The 13,793-nt window shown below is 70.8% G+C and carries 16 protein-coding genes; 11 read left to right on the forward strand and 5 right to left on the reverse strand.

Going from position 1 to position 13,793, the window contains the following annotated elements; translation table 11 throughout:
* Positions 1-18 precede the first annotated feature (18 nt).
* The 6 genes from rpiA to HCU73_RS03615 all read left to right on the forward strand — a co-directional run bounded on the left by rpiA (position 19) and on the right by HCU73_RS03615 (position 6,504).
* Entirely contained in the window at positions 19-807 is a 789-nt protein-coding gene (gene rpiA / locus HCU73_RS03590; protein ID WP_168622014.1) for a ribose-5-phosphate isomerase RpiA, read from the forward strand.
* An 89-nt stretch (positions 808-896) separates the two neighbouring features.
* Positions 897-2,339, forward strand: a complete 1,443-nt coding sequence (gene gorA / locus HCU73_RS03595; protein WP_168622015.1) for a glutathione-disulfide reductase — start codon at positions 897-899, stop codon at positions 2,337-2,339.
* 98 nt (positions 2,340-2,437) lie between these two features.
* Positions 2,438-3,595, forward strand: coding sequence for an FtsH protease activity modulator HflK (gene hflK / locus HCU73_RS03600; RefSeq protein ID WP_168622016.1), 1,158 nt, complete (start codon positions 2,438-2,440; stop codon positions 3,593-3,595).
* Positions 3,595-4,485 (forward strand): protease modulator HflC, encoded by an 891-nt coding sequence (gene hflC / locus HCU73_RS03605; RefSeq protein WP_168622017.1) that lies wholly within the window; start codon positions 3,595-3,597, stop codon positions 4,483-4,485. The genes hflK and hflC overlap by 1 nt, the downstream gene beginning before the upstream one ends.
* 13 nt (positions 4,486-4,498) lie before the next feature.
* Positions 4,499-4,699: a DUF2065 family protein gene (locus HCU73_RS03610; protein ID WP_168622018.1), complete on the forward strand. Its 201-nt coding sequence runs from the start codon at positions 4,499-4,501 to the stop codon at positions 4,697-4,699.
* A 434-nt stretch (positions 4,700-5,133) separates the two neighbouring features.
* Positions 5,134-6,504, forward strand: coding sequence for a Do family serine endopeptidase (locus HCU73_RS03615; protein WP_239025456.1), 1,371 nt, complete (start codon positions 5,134-5,136; stop codon positions 6,502-6,504).
* Positions 6,505-6,582: 78 nt separating this feature from the next.
* Here the strand turns inward: HCU73_RS03615 and HCU73_RS03620 are convergent, their stop codons facing one another.
* Positions 6,583-7,140 (reverse strand): peptidoglycan-binding domain-containing protein, encoded by a 558-nt coding sequence (locus tag HCU73_RS03620; protein WP_168622019.1) that lies wholly within the window; start codon positions 7,138-7,140, stop codon positions 6,583-6,585.
* A gap of 86 nt (positions 7,141-7,226) precedes the next feature.
* Positions 7,227-7,607 carry an OB-fold nucleic acid binding domain-containing protein gene (locus tag HCU73_RS03625; RefSeq protein ID WP_168622020.1) on the reverse strand — a complete coding sequence of 127 codons (381 nt, stop codon included), beginning with the start codon at positions 7,605-7,607 and terminating at the stop codon, positions 7,227-7,229.
* Positions 7,608-7,730: 123 nt separating this feature from the next.
* Between HCU73_RS03625 and HCU73_RS03630 the strand changes: the two genes are divergently transcribed.
* The 3 genes from HCU73_RS03630 to aspS all read left to right on the forward strand — a co-directional run bounded on the left by HCU73_RS03630 (position 7,731) and on the right by aspS (position 10,787).
* Positions 7,731-8,054, forward strand: a complete 324-nt coding sequence (locus tag HCU73_RS03630) for a 2Fe-2S iron-sulfur cluster-binding protein (protein ID WP_168622021.1) — start codon at positions 7,731-7,733, stop codon at positions 8,052-8,054.
* Positions 8,054-8,839 carry an FG-GAP repeat domain-containing protein gene (locus tag HCU73_RS03635; RefSeq protein ID WP_168622022.1) on the forward strand — a complete coding sequence of 262 codons (786 nt, stop codon included), beginning with the start codon at positions 8,054-8,056 and terminating at the stop codon, positions 8,837-8,839. The genes HCU73_RS03630 and HCU73_RS03635 overlap by 1 nt, the downstream gene beginning before the upstream one ends.
* Positions 8,840-9,008: 169 nt before the next feature.
* Complete coding sequence (gene aspS / locus HCU73_RS03640) at positions 9,009-10,787, forward strand: aspartate--tRNA ligase (protein WP_168622023.1); 1,779 nt, start codon at positions 9,009-9,011, stop codon at positions 10,785-10,787.
* Between the two features lie 97 nt (positions 10,788-10,884).
* Here aspS and HCU73_RS03645 read toward each other — a convergent pair whose 3' ends face one another.
* On the reverse strand, positions 10,885-11,592 hold the full coding sequence (locus HCU73_RS03645; protein ID WP_168622024.1) for a response regulator: 708 nt from the start codon (positions 11,590-11,592) through the stop codon (positions 10,885-10,887).
* 169 nt (positions 11,593-11,761) lie between these two features.
* On the opposite strand from HCU73_RS03645, the gene mce reads away from it, so the two are divergent.
* Entirely contained in the window at positions 11,762-12,166 is a 405-nt protein-coding gene (mce, locus tag HCU73_RS03650; protein WP_168622025.1) for a methylmalonyl-CoA epimerase, read from the forward strand.
* Positions 12,166-12,447: a DUF1467 family protein gene (locus tag HCU73_RS03655; RefSeq protein WP_168622026.1), complete on the forward strand. Its 282-nt coding sequence runs from the start codon at positions 12,166-12,168 to the stop codon at positions 12,445-12,447. Before mce ends, HCU73_RS03655 begins: the two co-directional genes overlap by 1 nt.
* Here the strand turns inward: HCU73_RS03655 and HCU73_RS03660 are convergent.
* Positions 12,416-13,123 (reverse strand): EI24 domain-containing protein, encoded by a 708-nt coding sequence (locus tag HCU73_RS03660; RefSeq protein ID WP_168622027.1) that lies wholly within the window; start codon positions 13,121-13,123, stop codon positions 12,416-12,418. The two genes, HCU73_RS03655 and HCU73_RS03660, sit on opposite strands and share 32 nt — an antisense overlap.
* A complete protein-coding gene (locus HCU73_RS03665; RefSeq protein WP_168622028.1) occupies positions 13,120-13,701 on the reverse strand; it encodes a nitroreductase family protein in 582 nt (193 codons plus the stop codon). The genes HCU73_RS03660 and HCU73_RS03665 overlap by 4 nt, the downstream gene beginning before the upstream one ends.
* Positions 13,702-13,793: the final 92 nt, after the last annotated feature.

The following is a 13,793-nucleotide window of genomic DNA, read 5'->3' on the forward strand; positions in this document are numbered from 1 at the left end:
CAGGAGACAGGCCGCATCATGACCGCCCAGCTTTCCCCCATCGACAAGGCCAAGTACGTCGCCGCCCGCCGCGCGGTGGAATTCGTCGAGGACGGCATGCGCGTGGGCCTCGGCACCGGCTCGACCGCCGCCTGGATGGTGCGCTGCCTGGGCGAGCTGATCCGCGACGAGGGCATGAAGATCACCGGCGTCGCCACCTCGACGCGCACCGCCAAGCTGGCGGCCGAGGTCGGCATCCCGGTCAAGACGCTGGACGAGGTGCGCTGGCTCGACCTCACCATCGACGGCGCGGATGAATACGACCCGAACCTGAACCTCATCAAGGGCGGCGGCGGCGCGCTCCTGCAGGAAAAGATCGTGGCGACGGCCTCCGATCAGATGATCGTGATCGCCGACCTGTCCAAGCAGGTCGACACGCTGGGCGCCTACCCCCTCCCGGTCGAGGTGATCCCCTTCGGCTGGCAGACCACCAAGGCGCTGATCGAGGAGATGCTGTCGAACCTCGACGTGATGGGCCGCAATTCCAGCCTGCGGCTCAACGGCACCGACCCGTTCCGCACCGACGAGGGCAACTTCATCCTCGACCTGCACCTGCGCCGGATCGGCAACCCCACCCAGCTGAGCCTGGTGCTGAACCAGATCCCGGGCGTGGTCGAGAACGGGCTGTTCCTCGACATCTGCGACGTGCTGGTGATCGGCAATGCCGACGGCACGGTCGAGGTGCGCGACATCAACAACGGCACCGTCGAGCACGAGCGCATCGACATCAACGACACCGAGAACCTGTTCGTCGAAACCGGCGAATAGGCCGCCCGCGACACGGCGCGGTCTGGCGCCCGGCCGCCGTCCGTGAAATACCTCGCCCCCGGACACAGGACAGGACCGACCGGGGCAGCATGGCGGATTTCGACTACGACCTCTTCGTGATCGGCGGTGGATCGGGCGGCGTGCGCGCCGCGCGCGTCGCCGCGGCCACAGGCGCCCGCGTGGCGCTGGCCGAGGACAGCCGCATGGGCGGCACCTGCGTGATCCGGGGCTGCGTGCCGAAGAAGCTGATGGTGTTCGCCTCGGCCTACCGCGAGGGCTTTGCCGACGCCCGCGCCTATGGCTGGGACGTGACCGAGGGCGATTTCGACTGGGCCCGCTTCTCGGGCACGTTGAACGCCGAGCTCGACCGGCTTGAGGGCGTGTACCGCAAGCTCCTGCAGGGCTCAAAGGTCGAGATCTTCGACCTGCGCGCGCGGCTCGCCGACCCCCACACGGTCGCCCTGTCCGACGGGCGCAGCGTGACCGCCAAGCACATCCTCGTGGCCACCGGCGGGCACCCGGTGCGCCCCGACCTGCCCAACGCGCATCTCGGGATGGTGTCCGACGACATCTTCCACATGGCGCGCCTGCCGCGGTCGATCCTGATCGTGGGCGGCGGCTACATCGCCTGTGAATTCGCCTGCATCCTCAACGGCCTGGGCGTCGAGGTGACGCAGTTCTACCGCGGTGCGCAGATCCTGCGCGGCTTCGACGACGAGGCCCGCGGCCTGATCGCCGACATGATGCAGGAGCGCGGCGTCGCGCTGCACCTCGGCACCAACATCGTCGAGATGGCCGCCGCCACCGCCGATCACATGGACCTGCCGACCGAGGAGCGCATGGGCGCCCCCGCCGACGCGCCCCCGGCCGCCACGTCCGGCGCCACCTCGGGGCCGATCTGGGTCAAGGGCTCGAACGGGCTCGAAGGGGTCTACGACGCGGTGCTCTTCGCCACCGGCCGGGCCCCCAACACCCGCGACATGGGGCTGGAGGAGGCGGGCGTGCAGATCGGCCGCCGCGGCGAGATCGTGGTCGACCAGTATTCGCAGACCTCGGTGCCGTCGGTCTACGCCATCGGCGACGTGACCAACCGGGTCAACCTGACACCGGTGGCGATCCGCGAGGGCATGGCCTTCGTCGAGACCGTCTTCCGCGGCAACCTCACCCCGGTCGACCACGAGCTGATCCCGTCGGCCGTCTTCACCCAGCCCGAGTTCGGCACCGTCGGCCTCAGCGAGGAGGAGGCCCGCGAGCGGGAGCCGGTCGAGATCTACTGCACCTCGTTCCGGCCGATGCAGTCGGCCTTTGCCGGGCGGCCCGACCGGGTGCTGATGAAGCTGGTGGTGTCCAAGGCCACGCGCCGCGTCCTGGGCTGTCATATCGTCGCGCCGCAGGCCGGCGAAATGATCCAGCTGGCGGGCATCGCGGTCAAGATGGGCGCCACGAAAGAGGACTTCGACCGCACCGTTGCGGTGCATCCGACCATGGCCGAAGAGCTGGTGACGATGAAATCGCCCGTGCGCACGGCTTGATTTGAGGGCAAAAACGCACAGCTTGGCGTGAAACCCGGGGCAAGGTGCCCCATATGTGTTGCGACAGACGATCCGATTTGTGAGGGGAACGACGATCAATGGCTGGCAATAGTGGCGGACCCTGGGGCGGCGGTGGCGGCTCCGGCGGCGGTGGCAACCGCGGCAACAACGGCTCGGGCGGACCGGGCGGGCGGCGTCCGGGCGGCCCCGACCAGCAGATCCCCGAACTCGACGAGATCGTCCGCAAGGGCCAGGAACAGCTGCGCGTCCTGATGGGCGGCCGTGGCGGCCGGTCCGGCGGCGGCGGGGGCGGGGGCGACAACCCGATCAGCCCGCGCACGCTGTGGGTCGTCGGCCTCGTGGCCGCGCTCGGCTTCTGGGCCTACAACTCCTTCTACACGGTCCGGCCCGAAGAGCAGTCGGTCGAGCTGTTCCTGGGCGAGTTCTCGTCGATCGGGAACCCGGGCCTGAACTTCGCGCCCTGGCCGATCGTCAGCGCCGAGGTGGTCAACGTCACCTCCGAACGCAACGAGTCGATCGGCGCCAGCCGGTCGGGCATCGACGACAACGGCCTGATGCTGACCACCGACGAGAACATCGTCGACATCGACTTCGAGGTGGTCTGGAACATCTCCGACCCGGCCGAGTTCCTCTTCAACCTGCGCGACCCCGAGGCGACCATCCGCGCCGTCTCCGAGGCCGCCATGCGCGAGGTCATCGCCCAGAGCCAGCTCGCGCCGATCCTGAACCGCGACCGCGGCCTGATCGCCGACACCGTGCAGACGCTGATCCAGCAGACGCTCGACAGCTACGACTCGGGCGTGAACATCGTCCGTCTGAACCTCGACCGCGCCGACCCGCCGGCCGAGGTGATCGACGCCTTCCGCGACGTGCAGGCCGCCGAACAGGAGCGCGACCAGCTGGAACGCCAGGCCGACGCCTACGCCAACCGCGTCCTCGCCGGCGCCCGAGGCGAAGCCGCGCAGATCTTCGAACAGGCCGAAGGCTACCGGGCGCAGGTCGTGAACGAGGCGCAGGGTGAGGCGAGCCGCTTCCTCGCCGTTCTCACCGAATACCGGCAGGCCCCCGAGGTCACGCGCCGCCGTCTCTACCTCGAGACGCTCGAGCGCGTGCTCGGCGACGTCGATCTGGTGATCCTCGACCAGGAGGGCGGCGGCAACCAGGGCGTCGTGCCCTACCTGCCGCTCGACCAGATCCGCCGCAACACCACCACCACGACGGGGAGCTCGAACTGATGCGCCGTATCACCTTCCTCGTGCCCGTCCTTGTCCTGGGCGTGGCGGTCCTTCTGAGCTCGGTCTTCGTGGTCGACGAACGCCAGCGCGCGCTGGTGCTGCAGTTCGGCCAGATCCGCCAGGTGATCGAAGAGCCGGGCCTGAACTTCAAGATCCCTTTCATCCAGGAGGTGGTCTACTACGACGACCGCATCCTGTCGGTCGACACGCTGCCGATCGAGGTGACGCCGTCCGACGACCGCCGCCTCGTGGTCGACGCCTTCGCGCGCTACCGCATCATCGACGTGGTGCAGTTCCGCCAGGCCGTGGGCGCCGGCGGCATCCGGGCCGGCGAGGACCGGCTCGAGGGCATCATCAACCCGACCATCCGCGCCGTGCTGGGTGCCGATGGCGTGACCTCGAACACGATCCTGTCGCCCGAGCGGACCGTGCTGATGGAGCAGATCACCGCGCAGGCGCGCGCCCGCGCCGCGGCGCTGGGGATCGAGGTGCTGGACGTGCGGCTGAAGCAGACCAACCTGCCGGCGCAGAACCTCGAGGCGACCTTCGCCCGGATGCGCGCCGAGCGGGAACGGGAAGCCACCGACGAGCGCGCCCGCGGCGAGGAAGCCGCGCAGCGTGTCCGCGCCCAGGCCGACCGGACCGTGGTCGAGCTGGTGTCCGAGGCGCAGCGCGAGGCCGAGATCATCCGAGGCGAGGCCGATGCCGAGCGCAACCGGATCTTCGCCGAGGCCTTCGGGCAGGACCCCGAGTTCTTCGAGTTCTACCGCTCGATGACGGCCTACGAGCGCGCCCTGCGGCGCAACTCGACGATGGTCATTTCGCCCGACAGCGAGTTCTTCGAGTATCTCGGGGGCTCGGGCGTGGCCATTCCCGCCCCGGTCCAGTAAGGGGCGCCGGGCCGTGGGCCTGATCCTGGTCCTCGGCATCGGCATGGTGCTCGTGATCGAGGGGCTGGTGTTCGCACTGGCCCCTTCGCGCCTGGACGACCTGCTCAAGCTGATGAACCAGATCCCGGTGGAGACCCGGCGCCTGATCGGCCTTGCGGCCGTCACGCTCGGGGCGGTGCTGGTGTCCTGGGCGATCAGCGCCGGCGCGATGTGACCGCCCGCGGGGCGCGACGTCCGGGCCGACCCCCGGCACCCAGAGCCCTTTCTTTCCTGCGCCCGCGGCTGTCCCCAGCCCGGGGCGCGGGGTCAGGCTTTCCCCACCCCGCGCAACAGGCGCTGGCATTCGGCCCCCGTCCCGGTAGCATATGTCACGATGAAGTGACGCCGGCCCTGTCCCGAACCCGCCGCGCCGGGATTGATCCGGGGCCGCCGGCGGCAAATATCAGCAGGGCGAGGGCGGGCCCGCACCCGTCCCCCAAGGCTTGGACAGGAGGAAAGTTCGTGACGATCCAACAGGCCCCCCACATGACCGCGCGCCGCGCCGTGCCCGCGCTGGCCGCGACCCAGGCGTCGCCGACGGCCCTCTACCGGACCGCGACCGCGCTCCTGATTTCGGCGCTGGTGATCCTCGGCACCGTCCTCGGGACGATGCAGGCCCGCGCGCAATCGGCGCCGCCCGCGACCTTCGCCGACCTCGTCGACCAGGTCGGCGACGCGGTCGTGAACATCACCACCTCTGCCATCGTCGCCGGCCGTCAGGGGCCGGGGCCGATGGTGCCCGAGGGCTCGCCGCTCGAGGATTTCTTCAACGACTTCCTAGACCGCCAGAACCCCGAGCGCGGGCCGCGCCGCAGCCAGGCGCTTGGCTCGGGCTTCGTGATCTCCGAGGACGGCTACATCGTGACGAACAACCACGTCATCGAGGGCGCCGACGAGATCCTGATCGAGTTCCGCGAGGGCTTCACCCTGCAGGCCGAGCTGGTGGGCACCGACCCCAACACCGACATCGCGCTGCTGAAGGTCGAGGCCGACGGCCCGCTGCCCTTCGTGTCCTTCGGCGACAGCGAGGCGATGCGCGTGGGCGACTGGGTGATGGCGATGGGCAACCCGCTCGGTCAGGGCTTCTCGGTCTCGGTCGGCATCGTGTCGGCCGCCGGCCGCGCGCTGTCGGGCACCTATGACGACTACATCCAGACCGACGCCGCCATCAACCGCGGCAACTCGGGCGGCCCGCTGTTCAACATGGCGGGCGAGGTGATCGGCGTGAACACCGCGATCCTGTCGCCCACCGGCGGCTCCATCGGCATCGGCTTCGCCATGTCGTCGGACGTGGTCACCAACGTGGTCGCCCAGCTGCGCGAGTTCGGCGAGACCCGCCGCGGCTGGCTCGGCGTGCGGATCCAGGACGTGACGCCCGACATCGCCGAGGGGCTCGGCCTCGACGCGGCCCGCGGCGCGCTGGTCACCGACGTGCCCGAGGGCCCGGCGCGGGACGGCGGCATCGAGGTCGGCGACGTGATCCTCAGCTTCGACGGCGACGACATCGCCGACACCCGGGAGCTTGTCCGCATCGTCGGCGAAAGCGCCGAGGGCCAGACCATCCGCGTGCTGGTGTTCCGCGACGGCGAGACCCAGACGCTGCGCGTCACGCTCGGCCGCCGCGAGACCGCCGAGGGGCTGGCCGCGACCACCCCCGACGGGCGCGTGGTGCCGCCGCAGCCGGCCGAGGTGCTGGGCCTGACCCTGACGCCGCTGACGGACGAGACGCGGCAGCAGCTGGGCGTGCCGGGCACCACCACGGGGCTGGTGATCGAGGCGGTCGATCCGGCCTCGGACGCGGCCTCCAAGGGCCTGGTGGCGGGCGACGTGATCACCGAGGTCGCGCAGCAGCCCGTGGCCGACGTGGCCGCCTTCCAGGAGCGGGTCCAGACCGCGATCGACAACGGGCAGAAGTCGATCCTGCTGCTGATCCGCCGCGGCGGCAACCCGCGCTTCGTGGCCCTCAGCCTCGAGGACTGAGCCACCCCCCAACCGCGACAGACAAACCCCCGGGTCGATGGCCCGGGGGTTTTTCCTTGCCGACCGTCGCGCCGAGCCTCAGCCGCCCCCGTCGGCCGCCAGCTCGGGGTTCCACAGCGACAGGCCCAGCTGTCGCGCGGCGGCCAGCGACAGGGTCGCGCTGTCCAGCCCCTGCGGCGCCTGGAAATCGCGGATCGCCCGCTCGGTCCGCCGGGTCATCGTGCCGGTGACCGGCCCGCTGTAGTAGCCGCGCGCGGCCAGCGCCCGCTGCAGCGAGGCGATGAAGTCGGGGTCGGCCACCTGCAGCTCGCAGGGCACCTGGAACCACAGCTCGCGCCGCTCCTCGACGATGCGCTGCTGCGTCTCGGTGACGAAGACCGCGGGCTCGATCACGCGCCCGTCGGTGGCGATCTGCGGCGGCTGGATCATCACCTGCTCGGTCACGGTCTCCACGATCGCCGGGGTGGCCTCGTGGCCGTAGCAGGCGCTGGGGTCGGCGTTGGGGGGACCCGCGCCGCGCATCACCTCGATCGCGCCCTCGCGCGCGCTGAGGGGCTCGGCAAAGGCATCCCGCTCGCCCGCGGGCACGCAGGCGGACAGGGCCAGAAGGCCGCAGAGAAGGGCAGGGGCGCGCATCTGGGGGACTGCTCGTCGCGCTCGGGTCTGTTTTCGTTGGCGGCCAGCATAGCCGGTTTCGCCGCGCCGCGAAAGCCGCGCGTGGCTCAGGGCTGATCGGCGGCGCGGGTCGGCTCGTGCAGGTGCACCAGCTCGTCGAGCATCGCCGAGATGTCCTCGACCGTCTCGGCGACCACGTGGGTCACGCCCGACTGCCGCTGCACCCGGCCCGTGACCCGCAACAGCCGCCCCGCGATCACCGCCCGGCGGAACCGCTGGTAGATCGCCTGCCAGACGACCACGTTGCAGACCCCGAACTCGTCCTCGAGCGTGACGAAGATCACCCCCTTGGCGGTGCCCGGCCGCTGCCGCACCAGCACCAGCCCCGCCACCGCCACCCGCGCCCCCTCGGGCGGCAGGTGCAGCAGGTGATGCGGCAGGCAGGCCGGCGGGCGCGGCCAGTCGGGGGGTCGGACAAGGGGCTCCATGAGAACGAAGGTAGAACATTTCCGGGCGCGCGCAACCGCGGCAATTCGGGCTGGAAAGCCCCCGGTCGGCATATTACCTACGGGCGGACCCGGGCGCGCGGCACCGCAAAGGAAAGGCAGACGATGGCGAAGATCACCTACATCGAGCACAACGGAACCGAGCATGTCGTGGACGTGCCGAACGGCCTGACCGTGATGGAAGGCGCGCGCGACAACAACATCCCCGGCATCGAGGCCGATTGCGGCGGCGCCTGCGCCTGTTCGACCTGCCACGTCTATGTCCACCCCGACTGGGTCGACCGGCTGCCCGAGATCGACCCGATGGAGGAGGACATGCTCGAGTTCGCCTACCAGCCCGACCCCAAGCGGTCGCGCCTGACCTGCCAGCTGAAGGTGTCGGACGCACTGGACGGGCTCGTGGTGCAGATGCCGGAAAAGCAGATCTGATGCGCGCCGCGGCGGGGCTGCTCCTCGCTGCGCTCTTCGCCGGGCCCGTCTCGGCCTGCGCGGTCGCGCCCTGGGAGGGGCGGGCTATGGACGGGTCGCTGGCCCGGCTCGACGCCGCCGCGGGCCCCGTCGCCGCCTGGTACGAGGACCCGACGACGCGCTACGCCCATGGCGTGCTGGGCGACGCCGTCGAGGCCGGCACCCTTGCCGTGCAGATCGCCCCCTTTCCCGACTGCCGCGTCGCCCGCGTGACGCTGCCCGAGGTGGAGGTCTTCGAGGACCTCGCCCCGCGGCTGGCCGACCTCGACGGCGACGGCCGCGCCGAGCTGGTCGTGGTGCAGAGCCACCGCGACCTCGGCGCGCGCCTGGTGGTCTACGCGGCCGGCGACGAGGCCCTCACGCTCGCCGCCGCCACCCCCAACATCGGCCGGCCGAACCGCTGGCTCGCCCCCGTCGGCGCCGCCGACCTCGACGGCGACGGATTGACCGAGATCGCCTACATCGACCGCCCGCACCTTGCCCGCACGCTGCGCGTCTGGCGCTACGGCGACGGCCGGCTGACCGAGGTCGCGGCGCTGGAGGGGTTGACCAACCACCGCATCGGCGACGCACACATCCCGGGCGGCCTGCGCGACTGCGGCGACGGCCCCGAGATCATCACCGCCGACGCCGGCTGGACCGCCGTCATGGCCACCCGCCTGACCGCGGAGGGTCGCCTCGACACCCGCCCCCTCGGCCCCTGGTCCGATACCGCCGCCGCCGCGGCCCTCGCCTGCGCCGACTGACCCCCGCCTTCACCCGCCGTTAAGGTTAACGCGGCACCCCCGCCCCCTTCATCTTTCCCCAAATACGCAAAGCCCCGGCCGGCCGTCCGGCGCCGCCGCCGGGGTTGACTTCGCCGCCCGGCGACGCTCTATCGGCGCGACGCCCGAGACGCGCAAAGGAACCCGCCAGATGCACGCCTACCGCAGCCACACCTGCGCCGCCCTGACCGCCGCGAATGTCGGCGAGACCGTCCGCCTGTCGGGCTGGGTGCACCGCCGGCGCGACCATGGCGGGGTCATCTTCATCGACCTGCGCGACCATTACGGCATCACGCAGGTGCTCTGCGACCCCGACAGCCCGGTGTTCTCCCAGGTCGAGAAGCTGCGCGCCGAATACTGCATCCGCATCGACGGCGTGGTGAAGGCGCGCGACCCGCAGCTGGTGAACGCCAAGATCCCGACCGGCGAGATCGAGGTCTTCATCCGCGACATGGAGGTGCTGGGCGGCGTCAACGGCGACCTGCCGCTGCAGGTCTTCGGCGACCAGGACTACCCCGAGGAAACCCGCCTCAAGTACCGCTACCTCGACCTGCGCCGCGCGCCGATGCAGCGCAACATGGTACTGCGCTCGGATGTGGTCGCCTCGATCCGCCGCCGCATGTGGGACATTGGCTTCCGCGAATACCAGACGCCGATCATCACCGCCTCCTCGCCCGAGGGCGCGCGCGACTTCCTCGTGCCCTCGCGGCTGCATCCCGGCAAGTTCTACGCGCTGCCCCAGGCGCCGCAGCAGTTCAAGCAGCTGCTGATGGTGTCGGGCTTCGACCGCTATTTCCAGATCGCGCCCTGCTTCCGCGACGAGGACCCGCGCGCCGACCGCTCGCCGACCGATTTCTACCAGCTCGACCTCGAGATGAGCTTCGTCGAGCAGGAGGACGTGTTCCACACGCTGGAGCCGGTGCTGAAGGGCCTCTTCGCCGAGTTCGGCGGCACCCGCACGGTCGATCAGGTCTGGCCGCGCATCTCCTACGCCGACGCGGCGCTGTGGTACGGCACCGACAAGCCGGACCTGCGCAACCCGATCAAGATGCAGGTCGTGTCCGAGCATTTCGCGGGCTCCGGCTTCGCGATCTTCGCCAAGATCTTGGAGCAGGACGGCACCGAGGTCCGCGCGATCCCCGCGCCGGGCGGCGGCTCGCGCAAGTTCTGCGACCGGATGAACGCCTGGGCGCAGCAGCAGGGCCTGCCGGGGATGGGCTACATCTTCTGGCGCGACGGGGAAAACGGGCTCGAGGCCGCGGGGCCGCTCGCCAAGAACATCGGCGAGGAGCGGACCGAGGCGATCCGCCGGCAGCTGCACCTCAAGGCGGGCGATGCCGCCTTCTTCCTCGCCGGCAAGCCGGCCGAGTTCGAGGGCGTCGCGGGCCGCGCGCGGGTCACGATCGGGCAGGAGCTGGGGCTGGTGGACGAAAGCCGCTTCGCCTTCGCCTGGATCGTCGATTTCCCGATGTACGAGAAGGACCCCGAGACCGGCAAGATCGACTTCTCGCACAACCCCTTCTCGATGCCGCAGGGCGGCCTCGACGCGCTGCAGGGCGACCCGCTGGCGGTCAAGGGCTACCAGTACGACCTCGCCTGCAACGGCTACGAGATCGTCTCGGGCGCAATCCGCAACCACAAGCCCGAGATCATGTTCAAGGCCTTCGAGCTGGCGGGCTACGGCGCGGACGAGGTGCGCAAGCGCTTCGGCGGCATGGTCAACGCCTTCCAGTACGGCGCCCCGCCCCATGGCGGCTGCGCGGCCGGGATCGACCGGATCGTGATGATCCTCGCCGACACCGCGAACATCCGCGAGGTCATCCTGTTCCCGATGAACCAGCGCGCCGAGGACCTGATGATGGGCGCCCCGTCCGAGCCGACGAGCGACCAGCTGATGGAGCTGGGCCTGCGGGTCATCCCGCGGGATTGATCCACAGCTTATCCACAGGGCATCGCGGAACTGAAAGGGAACGGGGCCAAGCGCCCCGTTTTCCATGTCGGAATATCGTATCCTTTCGCATCCCGTCTCACATCGCCAGCGGCAGCGCCTGGATCCGCCGCGAGAGGGAGGCCCGGAGCGCCCGCCGCTCGCCGCTCTCGATCCCGCTGCCGATGCGCCCGGCCTCGTCCTCAAGCCCGGCGTCGTGCGCCCCGCGCGCCACGCCCAGCAGGAACCGCCGGAGGTATCCGGCCGGCGGCTCGTCGAGCGCCAGCAGGTCCATCGCGTGGGCGAGATCCTCGCGCAGCGCGATCACGTCGGGTTCCACCGGGCCGGTGTCGGCGGGGCGGGGCGCCTTGGGGCGCAGGTCGGCGGGCAGGCGGCGCAGGATCGCGTCCTGGAACACGGCCAGCGACTCGACCGGCTTGGGCAGGAAGCCGTCGGCGCCGGCGGCCCGCGCCTCCTGCTCGGCGGCCTCGCGTTCCGCCCCCGAGGTGCCCAGCAGGATCGGCACCCGCGGGCGCATCGCGTGCATGCGCGCGATCAGGTCGAGCCCCGAGCCGTCGGGCAGGCCGAGGTCGACGATGGCGACCGACGGGCGGTAGACGTTCAGGTGCCGTTCGGCCGACTGGATGCAGTCGGCCCGCCGGATCCGGGCGCCCGACCGCAGGCACAGAAGCCGCATCGCCTCGGAGGCGAAGCGGCTGTCCTCCACCACCAGCACCGTCAGCCCGAGCAGCGGCCGGTCGGCCGTGGGCCGCGGGCGCAGGTCCATCTCCGTGATCGTGTCGTCCATGCCGCCATCCCCCGATGCAAGCCGGGCCCGAGTCGCCCGCCCCCCGATTAAGGCCCCGTTCAGGTTGCCGCCGGGTTAACGGCCCGCCTGCGGCGCTTCATCCCTTGGCAGGGCGGCGGGGGCGGGCCATATCTCGCCCCGACCCGCAGACGCGAAAGGAGCCAAGCCCATGATCGGACGCCTGAACCACGTGGCCATCGCCGTCCCCGATCTGGAGGCCGCCGCCGCGCAGTACCGCGACACGCTGGGCGCCAAGGTCGGCGCGCCGCAGGACGAGCCCGCCCATGGCGTGACGGTGATCTTCATCGAGCTGCCGAACACCAAGGTCGAGCTGCTGTACCCGCTCGGCGAGAACTCCCCCATCAAGGGCTTCCTCGACAAGAACCCCTCGGGCGGCATCCACCACATCTGCTACGAGGTCGAGGACATCCTGGCCGCCCGCGACCAGCTGCGCGCCGCCGGCGCCCGCGTGCTGGGCGACGGCGAGCCCAAGATCGGCGCCCATGGCAAGCCCGTGCTGTTCCTGCACCCCAAGGATTTCACCGGCACCCTCGTCGAGCTGGAGCAGGTGTGATGGGCGTCGTCACCGGCCTCGTTCTCTACGCGATCATCTGGTTCATGACGCTGTTCGTCGTGCTGCAGGTGGGCGTGACCAGCCAGTCCGACGCGGGCGAGCGGGTCACGGGCACCCACGGCTCGGCCCCGGTGAACCCGCAGCTCAAGCGGCGCTTCCTCGTCACCTCGGGCGTGGCCGCGGTGATCTGGGCGGCGATCGCGGGCGTGATCCTGTCGGGCGCCATCACCATCGCCGACATAGACCTGTTTACCCGCTTCGGCCTCGGCCAGCCCGGCTGAGCATGTGGTAGAGGTGGGTGAAGGTCGCCGCGCCCAGGATCGGCACCAGCAGGTTCACCACCGGGATCGTCAGCGGCACCGCCATCAGCACGCCGGCCACGAACAGGGTTCCTGAATTGGCCTTTCGGAACGCCCGCGCGCCCGCCGGGTCGCTGCGGCGGAGCGCGACCAGCTGGCCGTATTCCCGGCCCAGAAGGATGCCGTTCACCACCCAGAACAGGATCGGCGCGACGGGGGCGAAGATCAGGTAGGCGATCAGCGCCACCAGGTTCACCGCCACCACCAGGCCCAGGAACCGAGCGGCGTCGGCGATGCCTTCCAGCACGCCCACGCTGCGGGCGGGGGGCAGGCCGGGGTAGTGCACGTCCTCGACCGCGTCGGCGACCTGTTCGAGGAAGATGCCCATGAAGGCCGAGGCCACGGGCACCATCAGGACCACCGACAGCAGCAGGAACAGCGGCACCGCCGCCCAGCTGAGCGCGGTGTCGGCCCAGGTGATCTCGCCGATCCAGGGCAGGGTGAAGGCGTCGGGCACGAACCAGCCCACGACCGTGACGAAGGCGAGGTAGAAGCCGACGAGGAGCAGCAGCGTCAGCCCGACGCCGAGCGCGAGGACCCCCAGAAAGCGGCGGTCGGACAGTTGGCCGATGGCCTTGAGGAAGGCGGAAAAGATCATGTCTCGATCCAGCGGGTGAGGGCGTCGATGTCGGGGCGGGGCCGGTCGGCGGGCTGGTGCCTCGGCGTGCCGAGATGGACGAAGCCCGCGACGACCTCGGGGGCCGCGATCGCGAAGGCGGCCTGCAGGAACGCCGCGTCGCGCGCCATCCAGCTGGTCAGCCAGTGGCCGCCATAGCCCGCGGCCTCGGCGGCATTGACGAGGCTGAGGCAGGCCAGCGCGGCGGATTGTTCCTGTTCGACCAGCGGCACGGTGCTGACGGTGTTGGGCCGGCAGATCACTGCGACGGTCAGGGGCGCGTCGTCGAAGGCGCCGGCCTGTTTTTCCAGCTTGTCGGGGTCGCGGCCCTGCGCGGTGCCGATCTCGCGGGTCAGGCGGGCGAGCCGCGCGATGGCGGGCTTGCGCAGCACCTCGAAGCGGAAGGGGACGAGCTTGCCGTGGTCGGGCACCCGCGCGGCGGCGGTCAGGAGCGTGCGCAGCGTGGCGTCGTCGGGCACGGGGTCGCCCAGCATCCGCACAGGCACGGAGCGGCGGGTCAGGAGGAAGTCGAGGGGCGTGCGCGGATCCATGTCCGCCATGTCAGCGCTGTGGCGCCGCCGATCAAGGGGGAATCCGGGGCAGGGCGGCGCGAAACTGCAGTTTCGCGCGGCGGAAAACCGCAGTTTTCCCA

The organism is Roseicyclus persicicus (assembly GCF_012395815.1).
GTDB lineage: Bacteria > Pseudomonadota > Alphaproteobacteria > Rhodobacterales > Rhodobacteraceae > Roseicyclus > Roseicyclus persicicus.